Genomic DNA, 18,231 nt, shown 5'->3' with positions numbered 1-18,231 from the left:
ATCCACTTTTAGAGATCTTCCGACATACTGATTATGTCCCCCTGAGGAGATCGCCATGCGTAAAGCCCGATTCACTGAGCACCAGATCATCGCCGTTCTGAAGTCTGTTGAAGCCGGACGTACGGTCAAGGATGTCTGCCGCGAAGCCGGAATATCGGAGGCGTCGTACTACAACTGGAAAGCAAAGTATGGCGGGATGGAAGCCTCTGATATCAAAAAGATGAAAGACCTTGAGGACGAAAACCGCCGTCTCAAACAAATGTTTACCGATCTCAGTCTTGAATGCCGGGCTCTGAAAGATGTCATCGAAAAAAAGCTTTAAAAACAGCGATAAAGCGTGAGCTTGTTGGCTATCTGACCGCACAATTTGCCATGAGCATCCGCCAGGCATGCAGGACGTTATCGCTGAGCAGGACGGTCTATTTTTACCCGCCCGATACCCGCCGTGATGAACCGGTTATCCAGATACTGACTGAGCTGGCGGAACGCTACCCACGATACGGTTTTAAGAAGCTGTTTCAGGTTATGCGCAGGCAGGGGCACGCCTGGAATCACATGCTGTAATCTTAATACGATCCCAGTCTGTGATATCTGAGGTGGCTGCCATGAAAACCTTTGTTGGACTTGATGTTTCTCAGAAGAAAACAAGCATCTGCGTTATAGACCAAAACGGTAATAAAATTCGGATGGTTAACGTCGATACGCATCCCGGTGTTATAGCTAATTATCTCTTTTCTCAAGGATTTGATAAGTCAAAAGTAGGTCTAGAGACTGGGCCACTTTGCGTCTGGCTTTACCATTCGCTTAAAGGTTTTGGCCTGGACGTTGACTGTATCCACGCCCGGCATGTTCATGCTGCTTTATCTATGCAATTAAATAAAACCGATCAAAATGATGCTTTTGGTATAGCAAGACTGGTTCTTTCAGGATGGTACAAGCCAGTACATGTCAAAAGTCTTCAATGCCATCAACAGCGACTTATTCTTACCAGCAGGGAAAAACTGGTCCAGCTTCGTGTTGCCGTAACGAATCAGATCCGCGGACTTCTGAAAACCTTCGGGGTTGTTCTTCCACCTGGAAAAAATAGTGTTTTTGAACGTGCCGTTCTCGAGTCATCCCCTTCGCTGGAAACAGTCAAACCTGCAGTTATTATGTTACTTGATACCTGGGAACATCTTTCCGGGCAAATAAGAAAGTTTAACTACATCCTGGAAAAACTAGCCCGAAAAGATCCAGTTTGCCAAATATTGCAATCTATTCCGGGAGTGGGTGTTCTGACAGCATTAAGTTTTAAAACGTCAATTGACGACCCCTTTCGCTTCAGACGTGTAAGCGATGCCGGAGCCTTCCTCGGATTAACACCCAAAAAGTACCAATCCGGCGAGGTTGACAGAAATGGGGGGATCTCAAAGCAGGGAAACCGAATGACACGCACGCTTCTCTACGAAGCAGCATCATGCCTTTTAACCCGTTACGGCACTGATACAAGCCTGGCAATATGGGCAAATGAGCTCCGACACAGAATGGGCTATAAGAAGGTTATTGTTGCATTGTCGAGGAAACTGGCAACATTGATGTTGAGTATGTGGAAGTCAGAAACTTTTTATAATGAACGCCTTAACGCGGTAAATTAACAAGCGAAAAGTCATGATCAATCAGAGTGAGCTCGTCTTTAACTTCAATTCCGGGACACGCTTTGCAGGGTAAAAGCCTTGCGGGAATCACATAGGAATGAAGACGACGTCTTGCAACATGTTGTAGCATCAATAGATGACTACGAAGACGACAAAGACCCCATCTGATCCTGATATTGACTGATTAGACGACTGAAGATGCGGATGGATAACGGACCCGAACTGATATCACTGGCTCTGGCGCAGTGGGCCGAAGAGCATGGTGTGATGCTGGACTTTATTAAGCCGGGTAAGCCGACGCAGAATGCCTTTATCGAACGCTTTAACCGGACGTACCGGACAGAAATCCTGGATTTTTATCTGTTCAGAACACTGAATGAAGCACGGGAAATCACAGAGCGCTGGCTGGCAGAATATAACAGCGAGCGGCCTCATGAATCCCTGAATAACCTGACGCCTGAAGAATACAGGCTGATGGCCGAAAATCCGGAGTTCTCAAAAAGTGCGTGGAACTAAAACGGGTGTGCTTACAATATCAGCTTCACAGTTTCTGAATTGATATTATAAGTCAAAAAACTTCACAGAAAAAAAGTGTAGATACACAATCCCAGAATTGCGCAACCAAGGAATATAAGACATATTGCCAATGCTAATACAGCTTCATATGAGAAGGTTATGTTTTTTAATGTTTTCTTTAATCCATTCATCTACTGGCCCCATCACTAGCTCAATCATATGGATACATGGTTGTGTCGTCAGGTCAAAAATGCAAAATAATCGCTACCAGGTTCAAGAAGCTTACATGGAATTTGAACCATCATACTTATGACAAAATGCACGTCTAAATGTAGCTAAAGAGAAGGAAAGAAAATAACATTTACTAAAGTATCCATCGACAGGAAAGAATGGCTCAAAAGTTGTAAAGATTTTATCAAGCCGTTTAATTTATTAACTAAAAAGTTAGTGCATTGTGTTTTATTCGCAAATTCAACACAATATATTTTATATGAATAGCTTTCTGAAAAAGCCATTCCAAATAAATTAAAATTATCTTTTAGTGGAACAATTGTATTTTCCTTACAGGCGTCTGGCCCTCATTAACAATTAAAATACATTCACGTTTCGCTACCGATTAATATTTTATTAGAATCATAAAGATAAATAAGCCCATGGAAAAATAACAGCCAGTACATTAAAGGCTTAAATAAGTATCAGAGGATCTTGTTTACTGCAGAAAAATAGTTAGCCATCATATCCTACAACCGCTCTCCAGCTGACCACCCAGCCCCATGTAAAAAACGCTGTTTCCATAGCTGCAGTTCTGACCTACCGGTTGCTATATTCGAAACATCAGATACAGAACGACAACGTCGAATATTGCGAGAAGAGATGCTCGTAATAGTCAGATGAGTAAGGATAACACCATCTTTTTTGATGAGTTTAACCTGGCACTGAATGATATCGTTATAGCGTCTATGTATCATCGATATAACATTAGTTGCCTGGCGAATACTTATCCCAAAATGATGTGACACACAACGACAACAAATGGGTTTCTTGCGGGTCAAACCCCAGAGCGCGACGTTATAGTAAAGCCATTTTACAGATGAGAATTTTATTTCCTCAGGTAAAAGATAAGCAAAATGATTTGCCTGAGATGGTTTAATAATAATGGGTGTATTCATTTTCCAAAACCTCTTTAACGCTAAGCTCTTCATCGTTAATGAAAAGTCAACAAATATCACAAGATAACTAAAGTCCTTTATAGCATGTCATGTACAAATACTAACAAAAATTGTATGACAATTACAACAGTTATCCTTACACGTATCGAAGTTAGAATATTTAACCTGCTTAACATTTAACAACTAAAACAATTGATGCTTTTTAGTTTACATTTGCTTCTGGTGTATAGATTGTATCCAAACAGGCTTAATTTCGCGCTAAATATGTATAGAGTAAGAGTAACTCATTTAAAGATGAGAGCCAGAAGATGGATTATTGCTTAATAAGATAGTTATCTGCAAGAATACGTTTAATATACAGATTCTACAACAGATCGAATCTGTAAGACTGAAAACCCATCTTTATTCAACTCACTAGTTAAGGCACTTCAAATAAGACCTCTACTTGTAGGCATTCAATCAGTTCACTAAATTTTAAAATGGCTTTAAAAGGAAGTGCCTCTGGCTCTATTTATTTTACTTTTCGCACCTGACGACAGCATAAATACCCACATCGAACGCAACAAAACACATTTCATTATAACCAGGTGAGCTGTATCTCGTTGTTTGCCTATCACAGATTTTATTTTGCAGGGGATATCAAATGAATGCGCTCTCACACGAATTCCATAATGAAGTGAATCTTATTGGCTTGCTACAACAGCTATGGTGGGGGCGCTATATCATTATTACTGCCATGGGATTATCTATGGTACTGGCTGGCGCCTGTTTTGTGGCCACTCCAGCAAGATGGATATCCAGCGTGATAATCACCCGCCCTGAACCGAGTGATGTGTCCACATACCTTGAAGCTGTTAAAACCAGTCAAGGCGAAATATGGTCTGACCTCGAACGGCAAAATATATTAAACAGCCTGTTTACAGATGCGATTGAAAATATTAAAAACCGGACAATCTATAGCAAGGGCGCTCTTACCGTTAAGCCTCTAACCAAGCCAGCTAACGATGCATTTATTGTAGAGTATACTGCCCAAAACGCGCAGGATGCCCAAGGTAAACTCGATAAACTCCTTGCTGAGGTAAATCAGAATATCAAAGCAAACTCTTTTATTGCTGCACGCAATAGTCTGCATACCACAACTATTGCACTGCAAAAAAAGCTGGAGATTAAAGTATTGAGCCTTCAGGAAGAGAGAAGTGACTACATAAAAAATTTACGTTATGCATTAATAGTTGCTACAGCAGCAAACCTACATAAGACTATGCCAGTACGCTCAACAAAGTATAATGAAACGCTTTTCCTGCTGGGTACAGCCGTACTACAGGCAATGATTAATAATGCCAGTAGCTGGCCTGTTCCCTACGACGATAGCTATTTTAAAATCCGGGAAGAACTCTTGCAGCTAGAAAACATTTACTTAAATGACCGAGATAGATTCACTGCGTATCGCTATATTCAGCATGCCAGTCTACCACGTCGCACGAATCAGAATTTGATATTGACAATGATTCTGGGTTCTCTTTTGGGCGTTATGAGCGGTATATGCATCGTACTGGTAAGGAATGCTTTTTGTCATCGACAAAATTTAGGCTACCCCCCCCCATGACATAAGCACCTTTTGCTGGACTAACAACCATTAACAACAATGAAATAATGGCTTTTAGGGCTTTGCAGAAAAACACCTGAAAGGGAGGTGCGAAAATTTCCCCGCTGAGCGATAATAAAATAGAGAAGATATATTATAAGGAAAAATCCGTTTTATCATCTTTATAAGTGCTAATGTTCGTAAGGGTTGTGAATAATACAGTTGCTACCTGTTAGCATATAATTCACAAACTTCATTTCAAAACACACCAAATTGGTCCGGTCATTTTTTCAGTTGGTTTACATAGCGCTGCTGCTCTGGAAGCAGAAGAGCCTTCACACCTCCAAAATCAGAGGCTAAAATCATCATTGAGTTTCCATGGCTGAAAACAGAAACTGTATCAACATAACATCCTGTCACCACATTTTTATCCTTCATCTCTCACAGAATATCACCAAAGCTATTTTTACTTTTGTACTCAAGTCCGATATTCTCGTTCTGTATAGTGGTGGTATGTCTGGTGGTAGTTGAATCTTGCCTGTTGTCTTTGATTATGAGTATTCAGTTTAAAATATGAAATATCACAGCAGAGAAGCATTAATATCAACGCTAAAAATAAATAAGATTTCATACTCGCTCTGCTCTAACAAAAATATACACGTTTAGAAAAACATGCTATAGCGTAACGTCGTCAATCGAAGATTGCTATGCTTATTCAGCTCCAGATGGAAGAAGAAACTTCGATTCAAGGGATGTAATGGGCCATCAGAGCTTTAGCACCTCCTAAGAAGAATTGACACCCCCAAGCTGACGACACATATAATTTTAAGAAAACCAATAGCCTTAAATCAAGCCATGAAAAATATAGCCATTTTGTACCAATGTGATGTGTATATTGCTACTGCACTACAACATATCCTGGATGTAAAACCGTGGCGTCATGAAGTACTTTATCGCCGGAGCGATCTCCCTGACATATGCACAAGGCACCGCAATGTGAATAAGACGTTATTTTGCGAAATTGAAACACTACACCTGGTTGCCAAGGAAACGCCACAAAACGTTGATAGAATCATTTGCTTTTCTAATCTTTCTTTCCCATTGGATATACTAAGGATTAACAAACACATTCTGCTGATCAGTAAAACAACCTCAATGCATAATATTGCTTTGATAATTTTTTTACCGGAGACGTATAGATTAAAAAGCATCGATATCGTTCTGTCTAAAAATGAGTTACAGACACTCAAGTTATGGAAAAAAGGGTATAGCTCACAGGCAATAGCCAGTGAAATGAATAAAAGTATAAAAGCAATATATCGTTATAAAAACACCGTTTTAAATAAGTGCAAAATTTCTAAACCTTTACTTTTCAAGATAATGGATATCTTGCCTGTCGATACAATCCGATAATAACATACTGAAGGGATAATTTATGAAAAAGAAAAACACCAGAACATTCCTAACCCAACATGAAATAGAACAGTTAGTTATTCAGGCAAATAAGGGGCAAAATCAGGAACGAAACTTATGCATGTTACTACTTTGTTATTTTCATGGATTACGTGTTAGTGAATTACGAGGTATGAAATTGTCTGATTTTGATATGAAAGGGAAGATACTCTATGTGCGCCGACTGAAAAATGGATTATCGTCATCACATCCTCTTTGTCCGAGAGTGTTCAGGGCACTGCAAACTTGGTTAACCGTCAGGGAAAAGCAAGCCAGGTTCAGGACGTCCATCTATCTGTTCCCTTCCATTCGTGGAATAATGTTAAGTCGGCAGACCATCTACTTAATGATCCAACGCTTCGGTCAGATGGCAAATCTGGATATTAATGTCCATCCGCATATGCTGCGCCATGCCTGTGGTTATGAATTAGCAAACAAGGGGATGGATACACGTCTCATTCAGGATTATCTGGGGCACCGTAATATTAGCCATACCGTTCGTTATACCGCTAGCAATCCGGAAAGATTTCGCAACATTCGCTGGTAAATTTAAAGGGCAAGCATTAGCCCGCGTCCTTATCGAAATTACGCAATTCTTGATTGCTTAATCGTGAATATATTGACCGGATACGCAAAACATATTTTATTCCATAAGCAGGGGTCGCCGAATGATACAAAGCTATCCCTTTCCACAGTTCTCCGGCGCGATCGATACTTTTACGCAGCAACCAGGTCCCAACAATAATGTTTTTACATGGCTCCATTAATTCATCCATTGAAATTCCCAGACGCCCCAGTTCTGGCTCATGTATAGAGTTGATCTGCATTAATCCAATATCAAAGCTACCATTATGGTTGGTATGGATTGCATTCGTGTTCAGATTTGATTCTGCTTTAGCAATAGCATAAATAATTTGTGGTTCAAGATGAAACTCCTCAGCGGCCAGATTAAAACACCAGGCCGTTGCGGTATGACAACAGAGAAATATTAGTAATAATAACCACCGCCAGTTAGGCAACATCACTCATGCCCTCTGTCAGTAAAAACTAAAGCACCCTCAGCTATTGTCGGCGGCAAAGGACGGGTACAGCCTGACGATTCTTCAGGGTATCTGGCTACTGTCATCAAACAGCCGTTACGATTAAACCCGGTATGGTAGTAACCAATGAGGCCCTTGCGTTCACCTTCGGGAAACGGCCCTGTGTCGTCGGAATATTTTTTCATTAAAGCATCGGCAAGCCCGGGAAAAGGTTTATCGAAAACAATATAGATTCCGTTGCTATCGATAAGAAAATGCGAATCAGAGCGCTCTACAAGATGTGCCGAATCAGGAAGGAGAAGCTTGCTAAACGCAACAGTCCCCTCTTTATCCGCATTTTCTGCGCGATATCGTTCAAGGGCGCCGCGCACATTATCAATATAATTTACAGCGCTGTTTATACTGCTGCTGGAGACATTACTCAGATCTGTTAATAAAGCATTATAGCTTGCGGGAATCAGAGCTAAAAAGAAGAAAAACGCGTAGACCACAACTCACCTCCAGGCCATGACTGTATTTTACAATCATGGCCTTTTATTTTTTAGTTAATTAAAGCGCAGAATAGTATTATTCATCTTCCGCGTTTACCCTAAATATCATATCATTCTTATCAGCCGAACAGGCCTTACTGACTTCGCTCAGACTGCTAGTACTATTGATATTCTGGCCTCCCACGCTGATGCTATCGAAGTTTCCTGAATGCGCTAATTGCTGTGAGAGCTTAATACAGGCTTCTTTGGGAACCATTGGATAAGATATATCAAAGCCATTACCATCGTTGGTTACCGTAATCGCAACTTCGCCGGCCCACTCATTTTTGGCTTTCCCGGAAGATGTATCAATACTCAAATTTTTTGGCATCGTGTCGGTATCAATAAGGATCGTCGATAATTCATCACCAACGCTACCATAACCATTGACATTCTGTAGCGCACGCGTGGCAGAATAAATACTCAATACACTGTTCATCGCTTCATTGGTGCTTGAACTGGAAAATAGTTGCCCCATCTTACTCGCTGATAAAGCAATAATCGAAAATCCGACTATTAGCACAATAATCAACTCAAGCGCGGTAAATCCTTTTTGTTTTACCACAGGCTGGGGTAAATAAGAAGAAGCTATATCTGTCTGGAACATAAGAATCCTTTTTTATTAAAAAATTAACCAACGGATGCCTGGATGGCATCCTGAATACCGCCAGCACCGGCAATAACCAGTAACATAATAATACCTACGCCAGCGACCCCTGACATCAACATAATTTTAGCTACGCTTTGAATCTTATTTACCGTCTCATCTAACCACCGGTTGCTGAATTTAATAATTGCATTATCAATCCCGCTATAAGCAGAAATAACAGCCAAAAAACGATTAGCCTTTTGATCCGGAAAATTATACCCAGATGAAATCAGCGCCTCACCAAAGTTTTTCCCTTCAGTTAACCCATCCCTGGTGGCTTCAATTCTCTCAGTTAACCATGGACTGGCGCCAACGCTTAATTTATCCAGTGCAGTATTCAATCGCATACCTGATTTGATCAGGGAACCTATGTTCAGAAGAAACGTGGTTCCATGTACCAGGCGATAGATAGACCAGGGCGGGATAGTATCAAGTAAAATCCGTAACTTCCCCCTGAGAAGCGGTAAGCTTATTGCAATAAGAATAGATATTACGACCGCCGCCATGACGGCTACTACACCATACTGGGTAACAAAAAAAGCCATATCGCGCAATAACCCGGCGCTTCCGTTCCATTTAGCGGGATCAACCACTCTTGCCAGTTTGGGGACCAGATCGGTGGCGATCATATGGAGCAAAAAGCCCATCATAACAAACAACAATAACGGGTATGCCAAAGCTCCAGCAATAGCGCCAATAATTCGTTTACGCGCCGCCATTATTTTTTCTGCTTCGTTGAATGCCTTACCGAGTTTCCCGGCCATTTCCCCAGCATGAAGCAACATCCCCTCCTCCACCGGTAGCCACCGGCTTAAAGCTTCGCTAAACGATTCCCCTTCATTCATCTTCTTCAAGCATTCATCAATAATAACGGCAACAGGTGCGTTCTTTCGTTTACCATAGTTGCTATAAACGGTATAAAGTTCGGCCAGCGCTTCATTAAGCCGCACTTGATTATCAAGCAGTAATAATAACGAGCGATAAAAATCGAGTCGGGTACTTCCAGTGAAAGAAAGCTTAGTTAAATATCGGTTTACTGGTGCCAGATAATCATTCAGTTCATTAAGCATATGCTGTCAGCCTCTTAAAGAGTAAGGATTTCATCATCATCCAACATGCAAACATCCTGTTCACCTTCACAAGGATCGATAAGGCCCTGATTAATCATGCGGATCAAAATCTCCCTGCGCGTTAATCCTCCTAACTGTTCAATCCAGTAACGACGAGCGGCATTCTTTCCCTGCTGGTTATAGATATCCATCAGCATATCATCGGGTTCAATCACTTCCGCAATAACGGTTCGACCTTTAATTCCGCTGAAGTTACAGGAGATACAGCCTTCACCACGTAAATAGATCTGCTCCAGTTGACAATATTTCTCAACTCTTGAACGAATATCCGTCGCAATTTTCTTCCTGTGCTCGTGCCATGGCTTACGACAATCGGGGCATAATTTACGGGCCAGTACCTGGCTGATAAGCCCGGTCACTAGCGTCGCGTCCGTTAAAATCGCCGGTGAGACACCAATATCCTGCAGACGAGTCAGGATGGCTAGCGCATCGTTGGCATGTACCGTGGTCCAGACACCGTGTCCCGTCATCGCAGCACGAAACGTTGCCACCGCGGAATGGAGATCCCTAATCTCTCCACACATCAAAACATCAGGGTCGAGACGCATTGCGTTAGCTATCGCTCTTGCCCATTCCCGGCTTATTCCTTCATCATCGCTTTTATCACACAAGATGGGAGTCTGAACCGCACCAGTAATACGATATTCGGGCGGGTCCTCCAGCGTCAGGACGTGTGCTTTCCCCTCTCGCTGGCTAATGATTCTCTTCAGAACACATTCAAGCGTGGTGGATTTCCCTGACCCCGTAGGACCCGCCAGGATATTAATGCCGAATCTTCTGGCCGCCATACGGTTAATCATCGTAATTTGTTCAGATGTATACCCGAGGTGATCAAGTTCAAGGGAGCTACTACCGCGATCGTATAACAGTCGAATAACCATCAGCATACCGTTATCGGTCGGTCGCGTTGCAATGCGTCCACCATAGAGCCCACATTTTGCTAACGCTGAAGCCATCAGTCGCGCATCCTGACTACGGCGCGGATTAAATACGGGTTCTGCAACATCGCACATGGTCTGATAAATAGTGGCACAAATATCATGGCCGTCATTCTCAGACATTTCCTGACTTTGCCTTAACTCACCATCTACCCGATATTTAACATGGGTCACGTTGTCTCTGACAATAATATGGATATCACTCGCCTTGATATTTACGGCGCTACAAATGATAGTAATAACCTCTTCCTGACGACCGGAAGAAGATTGGCTACGATGAGTACGAGAAACATTGTTACTGTATAACCGGGAAATATCTTCAATGCCAACGTATTTAGTTTTAAAATTAACAGAGTTACGCCTCAGCTTATCGATAAAGGCCAGAACCCAATATGATTTCTCATGCGAAGCAGAAATATATAACTCACCAGTATCCGTGAAACAAATAATTTTCCTTGCTTCGCTGTTAAGTTCATAAGTCCCTCCAGCAGCCGTAAGGCAAATCAGTTCCTTATTGGCATCTTCCATATTTAACCCTGATTTTTTGCTACGGTACGTGATGAGCCCGTAATAGTATAAACAACCCCATCTTTTTCAACTTTAACGTTATCCAGTTGAATAGCCATTACTTTCTCACCACACAATAAGTTATCACCAATCCGAGCTTCAATAATGGCTGATGGATTATAATAAAAAGTAGCGTAGCGCAAATTTTTAACACCATATACGGCTTTCAACGTCAACATGCCCACCCCTTTATTGGTACAGACTTCAGACGCCGAAATCTTAACATCCTTCATATCGCTAAGCTCTTTTTCAAGCTTTGCACGCTCCAGAGCTGACTTAAGCATAATAGTACTTTGCTGGCTATTACTAATATCTCCTACCGTTAAAGCGGCAGCTGATAATGGCATATAACTTACCAAAACCAACATCATCAGCCTCTTGATAAATTTATTTACCATAGATTTCTCCTGACATCGTCCAACTAACAATTCCCTGAGCGGAAAATTTGGTATCCAGCCTGCGAACCACCACACCATCCATATTCCATCCTGACACTAATGTCAGAGGCGACAGCTCAGTGGTCAATTCATATTTAGCCACTTTCTTGCCTGTGGAAAGCACATCATCAAACTTTCCCTTAGCTATTCCGAGTTGCAGATTTTCAAGAAAATCTGCTGCGACCACAGCAATAGGCTGAAGCTTTTCATGGCGGCGATCCCCGGATAATTTAAGCGTGCCAGTAACCTCAACGGTCATTCCTTTTTGGAATTTATAGTTCTGCCCTTGCATTTGCTGAATAAACTCTTTGCTAGTGCTATTATGCCCGCCTTTATAAGAAGCAATAACGCGCCTACCATCGCATTGCAGGCCAACAATCTGCCAACCGCCAATCAGCACAGGCTGCTTATTTATCTCCTCCAGACATCCTTTAAGCATAGTGGCAGCCGGTATGGCCGATCTCCAGGCTCGCTCCGCAAAACCAACAGCCCGCTGGCGAACCAGTAATTCTGCCCGGAGCTGAGCCTGCCGCTCTTCTTCCTGCCGATGTTGATAATATTTCCATCCGCCTAACACGCCAGCGATCAGAACGCCATATAGCATGCCTAACGAGGCAAAGCGCCGTAAACGACGCCGCGTCTCATGGGCAAAGGCGATACGCAGGTTGTTTTTCAGCGTGCATCTATTCAATACCGACTGTAGATCGATATCCTGACCGTCAATTTTCTCTATGCCAATGCCAGAAACATACTTTGCCTGCCAGGCAAACATATCAGCATAATCGCGATAGCGTTCTGCCGCCTGCGCTCGCTGGTCGAAAATCGTGTCACAACCCGGGACTACCATGCCGTTATCGGTACCAGCCAGCCAGTAACGACCATCAGGCAGGCAAAATAGCCCCAGCCAGGAATCGCCCAGCTCCTGACATAACATCATGACGGCACTCCAGCAACGTTTACCGGAAGGCAGATATCGGGTCATACCACACTGCGCACGATTGCCCTTCACATAGGTCAAAAAATACTCACACCCCTCCTGTTTCAAAAGTCCACGCGCTTCGGCCTGAACGTTTCTGACAGTATGGATTGGCTGCCAGATAAGCCCGGCAACCGCCATATCTCGCCCCTTTATTGCCAGCAGGGCAAGCGCACTATCTTCTGTTGCTGACGTACTTTGCTTATGCTTATGGGGTTTCTTCATCCATTACTCCATAACCGCCGGGCTAATCATAATGACGATGATATTGCGTTTGTCCGACGTGCTAACCCCGCCCCCCATCAACCAGTTAAAAACACTGCCGAAACCGCTACGGCTGGCATTGCTTGAATTCTGCTCAAAGCCGGACAGCACCAGCGTTTGACCGGAACGCAGCTTGACCTTCTGCGAAAAGATACGATTTTCGATTTCAGGAACCTGGATTTTATTGCCATCATCGCTGTCGCTACTTTTCACCTCTTTAAGGCTTTTAAGCTCGCTCAGGTTAATAGAGTACTGCAACAGCATCTGATTATCCGGCATAACAAACGGAAGCAGGTTCATATTGAATCCGCTGGTCACCGTGCCCGGGGTCAACGTCATGGACGTTCCGACGTTTGCCGTGGTACTGCTTTCAACTCGCGCGAGATAGCTGGTCTGCGTAGCCACCTGAACAGGAACAGGCTGTAAATTAAGTGTGGTAACCGAAGGAGAAGTCACTACCGAAACTTTTCCCTGCTGCGCCAGCGCATTAATCAGCGAACTGGAGTTAACGAAATTACCGTCCAGAATAGATGCAGAAACAGAATTACTCCCGCTGGCGGCCGTGGCACCCGAAGATGTCATAGCTCCCAGCATTGAAGCCCCAAAGCGACTACCGCTGTAAATCATATTCCAGTCAATGCCAAACTGATTGCTGTCATCCAGGGTAACGGAGAGCACCTTGACGTTGAGCAATACCTGCTTTGTAATAGAGCTATTCTCACTATCAATATAGCGCTGTACCCGGGCCAAAACTTCAGGTGTATCTGTCACCGTCAGCTTGCCGGTTGAAGGCGAAGCCGATAGCCTGCCAACTCCCTGGGTCAGCATCGTTTCCACGCTTTTCTGAATATCATTTACCATATCGCTTTGTAGCGACACCGAAGTAGTCTGGGAACTTTGGCCTTTTCCGTTACTTTCGGAACTGGCTGTACTGCCTTCCTGGCTGCCGCCAATACCGGCATCAATACCAGACTGGACGATCGAACGCATATCTGTCTGGGAAGGTATGGCAAAGACGTTAAAGGTTCGCGACTCCAGATAATAAAGATTGACCTCCCCATCGGTATATTTCCATGACAACCCTAAAGAGGAGGCCACGGTATCAAGCAGGCCATCCAGCGTTCCCTCCCAGCGGATATCAACCAACTGTTCCTCGCCCGCAGCGGCGCTTTTCTTCTGCCCTGCCCCCAGCATACCATTTACTTTTTGTTCGGCATCCAGCGTGATTTTTACCGGCACGCCACAAAGCTTATTGACCGTTTTGCTGAACTCGTTGAGCTTCATGGGCATCCCGGTTGCAAAAGAGAGCATACAATTTTTAGTAGCCGGTAACCTTGCATGATTTATTTTGAATGGCGTATTCGCCACCCACGGTGACTTATGCACCCGTACATTATTTCCCTTTTCTGCCTGTAACTCTTTAATAAGAGAAGAGCCATGCTGAAAAGCATTTTCTATCTGTTTTTCATTCCGCTCCGTATGCGAAAATGAACATCCAGAAAGCAAGCTACTGGCAATAATTGCGCAAAGAGCCGTTTTTGAATTAAGCATATTTTTTATTTCAACTATTTTGAAGATATGGTGGCGATATTTTGTTTGGGATAAAGATCTAGCGATAGCACCTGGGCAGTATTTGCATAAGCGCCAATTACGCTACCTATTGCCTGTGGAAAAGTTCCTGAGATACAAAACGGTGAGACAATTGGATAATCGTATTCGGCAAGCCATTTAATGCTCCAGCGTGCCTTATCCGCCCATGCACGCATATTTTCGCTCAGCGTTTTATCTTTAATTACACACCATACATCGCTGGACTCCAAGTCACCTGTATTAAGCATCCCTGTTATATCCGCACTCGAAGCTGGGACATTGAAGGTTGATAATGCCTCTTCTCCATAGCTTTTCGCCGATTTAACCAACGCGTCAGCCCGCTGAATATCCGGATCGCGCTTTTTCTCTATCGGAGCATCCCAACGGGTATCTTTCTGCGATGAAAAATCGCTGGGCTTCAGCACCGGAGAATCCGCTGCCGGAACACTTTGTGTATCGAGTTGTGTTTCCTGGAGAGCTAAAGGATCGGCGCATTTGTTCCCCTGCATATCACCGGTTTGCGGGTGAAAAAAACGATTCCCGGAAGCCGAGCTGCCTGTTACATCACAGGAGGCCATAGCGGGGATGCTGAGTATCCCCAGCATACATAAAGGTAATACCCACTTTCTGTTCACTTTATCGTTACCTAAAATTAATTGTCAAAAAGACTAAGAAATCAAGAGTGCATTCTTTTATAAAGGAAAAAGTCACGCATGTTTATTAATGCAGCTCTGTCATTCTCATTTACTGATTCAATTTTATCGTTTTCCTTTTTCCTCCTGGTTTCAGAAAGAATGTGGGTAACAAGAATATGGGTTTTAGTCAAATTTCCTTTTTCAGATTTGACCCTCTTAATTTCACATTGAATCACATCGCCATAACGACGATGGATCATTGAGATGATATTGGTTGCCTGACGAACGCTGATACCAAAATTAGCAGCCACATCATCACAGCAAATATATTTTTTGCAGATAAGGCTCCAGAGAGCAACATAACGGTAAAGAGCATGTTCCTCATATGCCCAAAGCTCGCGTGGTAGAATGTAAGAACAATGATTAGACTGACGTGCATCAATTACACGCAAGCCACCCTGAACCTTTTTCTCTGTTTGCATACATATGCTCCTCAAGCACAGAGTGTGGTGAACGAGATAAAAATGCTCCGGCACCGAACCTCACATCCTTTTAATCATGCACTCTGTACGTCTGACTTAACAAAATGAACCATTTTGTTAAGTCCCGCCGTACGGCGGGAATAAATGCGTTAACAAGGCAAAGTATGCCAACAATAATTGTTACGGAAAGTTTATCTAAATTCTGGATATTGTTAGTGAATGTTTATCTGGATAACACCTGTATTGAAAAGCAGGCAGGACAGCTAATGTTAATAGTTGAGGAAACACGCAAAAGCTTAGGGTGTTTTACTTAAATTGGTAGATGGGTGTAGTGCTGAGTTCATTAGTGGAGTATAATTTTAACAAAATGGTTCATTTTGTTAAGTCAGCTGATCTAAACTCACATAACAACGCGTTGAATAATAAGAAAAAACAAACAAATGATAATATGATGTATTATTTTATGTTAACCTCATGTTTACTCCCAAGTTAAATGTTATTTGTGCGTTATATTAAAAAAACATACCCGTACTACGGCTCCAGCGGTTCAGGATCGTAAGGAAGATCCATCACCATACGCAGTATTTCAGCCACGGGATCAAAATATTCCTGCGTGATATATTCCCCAACCTCCACGCTACGCATCAAACCACGCGCCAGAGGGATATTTTCTACTAACGGTATACCTTCCCGCTCCGCCAACACGCTAATTTCAAGCGCTCGCTTACCACTCGCCTTTTCGATAACCTTAGGTAACGGACAGAGCGTTTTGTCGAACCAAAGGCACACGGAAATATGAGTCGGATTTTTTATCACCACGCTACTTTTACGTACCTTTTGCTGCAAATTATCATGTTGCATCTCCCGGTGGGACTCGCGTCGTCGCTGCTTAATCTCCGGATTACCTTCAGAATCTTTATATTCTTGCTTCACCTCTTCTTTGGTCATACGTAACTGCTTCATCAGCGTTCTGCGCTGGAAGATGTAATCAACTGTACCAAACAGAATATAACCAGCCAGCAAGCCCATAAATAATTCAAAGCACAGATGCGACATCAGTGGAAACGCACAGCGGATGCCACAGATGGGAAGGTACTGAAAAGAAGAAAATTGCCGCTGTAAAATAGTATAAAAGATAAGCCCCACCAGCATGACTTTCATCAGCGACTTCAGCAGCTCAAATAAATTGCGGGCAGAAAACATCTGTTTCAGGTTGGCGATAACGTTGAGTTTGCTCCCCGCCTTAGCAAAAATCTCAAAGGAAATGAGAAATCCGGCCTGCGCCAGCAAAATTCCGATAGTAGCGGCAATCAGCGACCCGGCAACGATCCCAACAATTCTGGCCAACAGCAGAACCCACATCAGCGTAACCGTCGCGACGCTGCCCTCCGCCAGCGAAACAATCAGCACCAACGATTGTGCCAGCAACTGCAAAATATCCCGATACCACCCTTCGCCACATAGTACAAATAACAGAACGATAACGCATAACTGCACCGCCGCCGTCACATCCACACTTTTCGCTACCTGCCCCTTTTTACGCGCGTCACGTAAGCGTTTGCTGGTAGGTTGTTCAGTTTTTTCACTCATGGTTTCATTTCTCTGAGCAGAAGACCCAGATACTGTGGAAGCTTATCGAGATGGGAAAAATAGAGTTTACAGGCAAAGGGCAGGCTCATAATCAGCATCAGCAATGCCAGCACGCTTTTTACAGGCATAGCCAAAAAAAAGACATTCAGCTGTTGCGCAGAACGGTTGATAAGACCAATTCCCAGATCCGTCAATACCATGACGATAACCGCCGGCAGTATGAAGTTAACGCATAATGTAAACGCCGTTTGCCACTGGGCGATCAGCAATTTTAACCAGCGATCGCCTGCCTGTAATCCGCTCCCCGGAGGGATAATATGATAAGACTGATAAAGGACGTCCAGGACGTGGTTTAGCCCGCCATACATAAAGAAAAAGGCGATAAAAAGCTGAACAAAGAGTATACCCATCATTGAGGCCGCTTCTCCCAGGCTGGGATTCAGCACCGACCCCATGGAGGCCCCGCGAATGGTATCGACAATATACCCCGCACTATCCAGAGCCCAAAAGGGTAAGGCGACCACGAAGCCAATCAGAATCCCGACCATCAGTTCCTGGCAAATGCCAGCCAACCTCAGCGCCTCGAGAGCATTGATATATTGCCGGTCAAAAAAAAGCGGCAGGATCGGCAAACTCAGAGCCAGTACTAGCGCGTTACGAATCATTCCTCCGCCCAGGTTTTTACTGCCCAGTATCGGAAACATGATGCACAGACCAAGGGGACGCAGTAGCGCAAAAAACAGCAGCTGAGGCTCTGATAAGAATAGAGGCATCATCCGGCCCCCATATTGCCAATCTGATCAAAAACCAGCAGGGTATAATTATACAAATTGTCCCCGGTCCACTGGTAAGTGGCCACCAGCGTAAGGCTTACGGCAACCAGCTTAAGCAAAAACTGTAATGTCTGATCCTGTAGCTGCGTTAGCGTTTGTAGCAGGCTAACCAGAATTCCCACCGCCGAGGCGACAAGAACTGCTGGCAACGACAATAACAATACCAGCCACAGCAATTCGATAGCTAAATGAACAATCGCTCTTTCACTCATAA

18 protein-coding genes and 2 pseudogenes are annotated in these 18,231 nt (G+C 43.5%); 6 read left to right on the top strand and 14 right to left on the bottom strand.

The features are described 5' to 3' along the window. Positions 1–55 precede the first annotated feature (55 nt). The 3 genes and pseudogenes from MUA00_RS01760 to MUA00_RS01750 form a co-directional block, all read left to right on the top strand. Positions 56–555: pseudogene (locus tag MUA00_RS01760) on the top strand (transposase); the annotation flags it as partial. Between the two features lie 50 nt (positions 556–605). Continuing rightward, positions 606–1,634, top strand: coding sequence for an IS110 family RNA-guided transposase (locus MUA00_RS01755; protein WP_271121418.1), 1,029 nt, complete (start codon positions 606–608; stop codon positions 1,632–1,634). 195 nt (positions 1,635–1,829) lie between these two features. Continuing rightward, positions 1,830–2,150, top strand: a pseudogene (locus tag MUA00_RS01750) (integrase core domain-containing protein); the annotation flags it as partial. A 740-nt stretch (positions 2,151–2,890) separates the two neighbouring features. Here the strand turns inward: MUA00_RS01750 and MUA00_RS21265 are convergent. Next, positions 2,891–3,319: a CaiF/GrlA family transcriptional regulator gene (locus tag MUA00_RS21265; protein WP_408639682.1), complete on the bottom strand. Its 429-nt coding sequence runs from the start codon at positions 3,317–3,319 to the stop codon at positions 2,891–2,893. A gap of 643 nt (positions 3,320–3,962) precedes the next feature. Between MUA00_RS21265 and MUA00_RS01745 the strand changes: the two genes are divergently transcribed. From MUA00_RS01745 to MUA00_RS01735, 3 genes are all read left to right on the top strand, one after another. Beyond that, complete coding sequence (locus tag MUA00_RS01745) at positions 3,963–4,925, top strand: Wzz/FepE/Etk N-terminal domain-containing protein (RefSeq protein WP_271121417.1); 963 nt, start codon at positions 3,963–3,965, stop codon at positions 4,923–4,925. 975 nt (positions 4,926–5,900) lie between these two features. Beyond that, positions 5,901–6,317 (top strand): LuxR C-terminal-related transcriptional regulator, encoded by a 417-nt coding sequence (locus tag MUA00_RS01740; RefSeq protein ID WP_271121416.1) that lies wholly within the window; start codon positions 5,901–5,903, stop codon positions 6,315–6,317. A 22-nt stretch (positions 6,318–6,339) separates the two neighbouring features. Then, on the top strand, positions 6,340–6,903 hold the full coding sequence (locus tag MUA00_RS01735) for a tyrosine-type recombinase/integrase (protein WP_271121415.1): 564 nt from the start codon (positions 6,340–6,342) through the stop codon (positions 6,901–6,903). Positions 6,904–6,919: 16 nt separating this feature from the next. Here MUA00_RS01735 and MUA00_RS01730 read toward each other — a convergent pair whose 3' ends face one another. The 13 genes from MUA00_RS01730 to sctS form a co-directional block, all read right to left on the bottom strand. Then, positions 6,920–7,378, bottom strand: a complete 459-nt coding sequence (locus MUA00_RS01730) for a lytic transglycosylase domain-containing protein (protein WP_271121414.1) — start codon at positions 7,376–7,378, stop codon at positions 6,920–6,922. Continuing rightward, on the bottom strand, positions 7,378–7,887 hold the full coding sequence (locus MUA00_RS01725; RefSeq protein ID WP_271121413.1) for a type IV pilus biogenesis protein PilM: 510 nt from the start codon (positions 7,885–7,887) through the stop codon (positions 7,378–7,380). The genes MUA00_RS01730 and MUA00_RS01725 overlap by 1 nt, the downstream gene beginning before the upstream one ends. Positions 7,888–7,963: 76 nt before the next feature. Then, positions 7,964–8,533 carry a type 4 pilus major pilin gene (locus tag MUA00_RS01720; RefSeq protein ID WP_271121412.1) on the bottom strand — a complete coding sequence of 190 codons (570 nt, stop codon included), beginning with the start codon at positions 8,531–8,533 and terminating at the stop codon, positions 7,964–7,966. 23 nt (positions 8,534–8,556) lie between these two features. Next, positions 8,557–9,645 (bottom strand): type II secretion system F family protein, encoded by a 1,089-nt coding sequence (locus MUA00_RS01715; protein WP_271121411.1) that lies wholly within the window; start codon positions 9,643–9,645, stop codon positions 8,557–8,559. Positions 9,646–9,659: 14 nt separating this feature from the next. Beyond that, a complete protein-coding gene (locus MUA00_RS01710; protein ID WP_271121410.1) occupies positions 9,660–11,171 on the bottom strand; it encodes a GspE/PulE family protein in 1,512 nt (503 codons plus the stop codon). Between the two features lie 2 nt (positions 11,172–11,173). Next, complete coding sequence (locus tag MUA00_RS01705) at positions 11,174–11,608, bottom strand: hypothetical protein (RefSeq protein ID WP_271121409.1); 435 nt, start codon at positions 11,606–11,608, stop codon at positions 11,174–11,176. Continuing rightward, positions 11,598–12,848: a type 4b pilus protein PilO2 gene (gene pilO2, locus MUA00_RS01700; RefSeq protein WP_271121408.1), complete on the bottom strand. Its 1,251-nt coding sequence runs from the start codon at positions 12,846–12,848 to the stop codon at positions 11,598–11,600. The genes MUA00_RS01705 and pilO2 overlap by 11 nt, the downstream gene beginning before the upstream one ends. Before the next feature lie 3 nt (positions 12,849–12,851). Next, positions 12,852–14,171 (bottom strand): PilN family type IVB pilus formation outer membrane protein, encoded by a 1,320-nt coding sequence (pilN, locus tag MUA00_RS01695; RefSeq protein ID WP_271121407.1) that lies wholly within the window; start codon positions 14,169–14,171, stop codon positions 12,852–12,854. A 281-nt stretch (positions 14,172–14,452) separates the two neighbouring features. Beyond that, a complete protein-coding gene (locus MUA00_RS01690) occupies positions 14,453–15,055 on the bottom strand; it encodes a TcpQ domain-containing protein (protein WP_271121406.1) in 603 nt (200 codons plus the stop codon). Positions 15,056–15,153: 98 nt separating this feature from the next. Next, positions 15,154–15,594 carry a CaiF/GrlA family transcriptional regulator gene (locus tag MUA00_RS01685; RefSeq protein ID WP_271121405.1) on the bottom strand — a complete coding sequence of 147 codons (441 nt, stop codon included), beginning with the start codon at positions 15,592–15,594 and terminating at the stop codon, positions 15,154–15,156. A 531-nt stretch (positions 15,595–16,125) separates the two neighbouring features. Then, positions 16,126–17,184 carry an EscU/YscU/HrcU family type III secretion system export apparatus switch protein gene (locus MUA00_RS01680; protein ID WP_271121404.1) on the bottom strand — a complete coding sequence of 353 codons (1,059 nt, stop codon included), beginning with the start codon at positions 17,182–17,184 and terminating at the stop codon, positions 16,126–16,128. Beyond that, the gene (gene sctT / locus MUA00_RS01675) at positions 17,181–17,960 is read right to left on the bottom strand and encodes a type III secretion system export apparatus subunit SctT (protein WP_271121403.1); all 780 of its coding nucleotides are present in this window, start codon (positions 17,958–17,960) and stop codon (positions 17,181–17,183) included. Before sctT ends, MUA00_RS01680 begins: the two co-directional genes overlap by 4 nt. Continuing rightward, positions 17,957–18,229, bottom strand: coding sequence for a type III secretion system export apparatus subunit SctS (gene sctS / locus MUA00_RS01670; RefSeq protein WP_271121402.1), 273 nt, complete (start codon positions 18,227–18,229; stop codon positions 17,957–17,959). Before sctS ends, sctT begins: the two co-directional genes overlap by 4 nt. Between the last annotated feature and the right edge of the window lie 2 nt (positions 18,230–18,231).

This window comes from Dryocola boscaweniae (assembly GCF_025215095.1).
GTDB lineage: Bacteria > Pseudomonadota > Gammaproteobacteria > Enterobacterales > Enterobacteriaceae > Dryocola > Dryocola boscaweniae.
The sequence above is the reverse complement of the archived record's forward strand: the minus strand, read 5'-3'. Positions and strand labels throughout refer to the sequence as shown.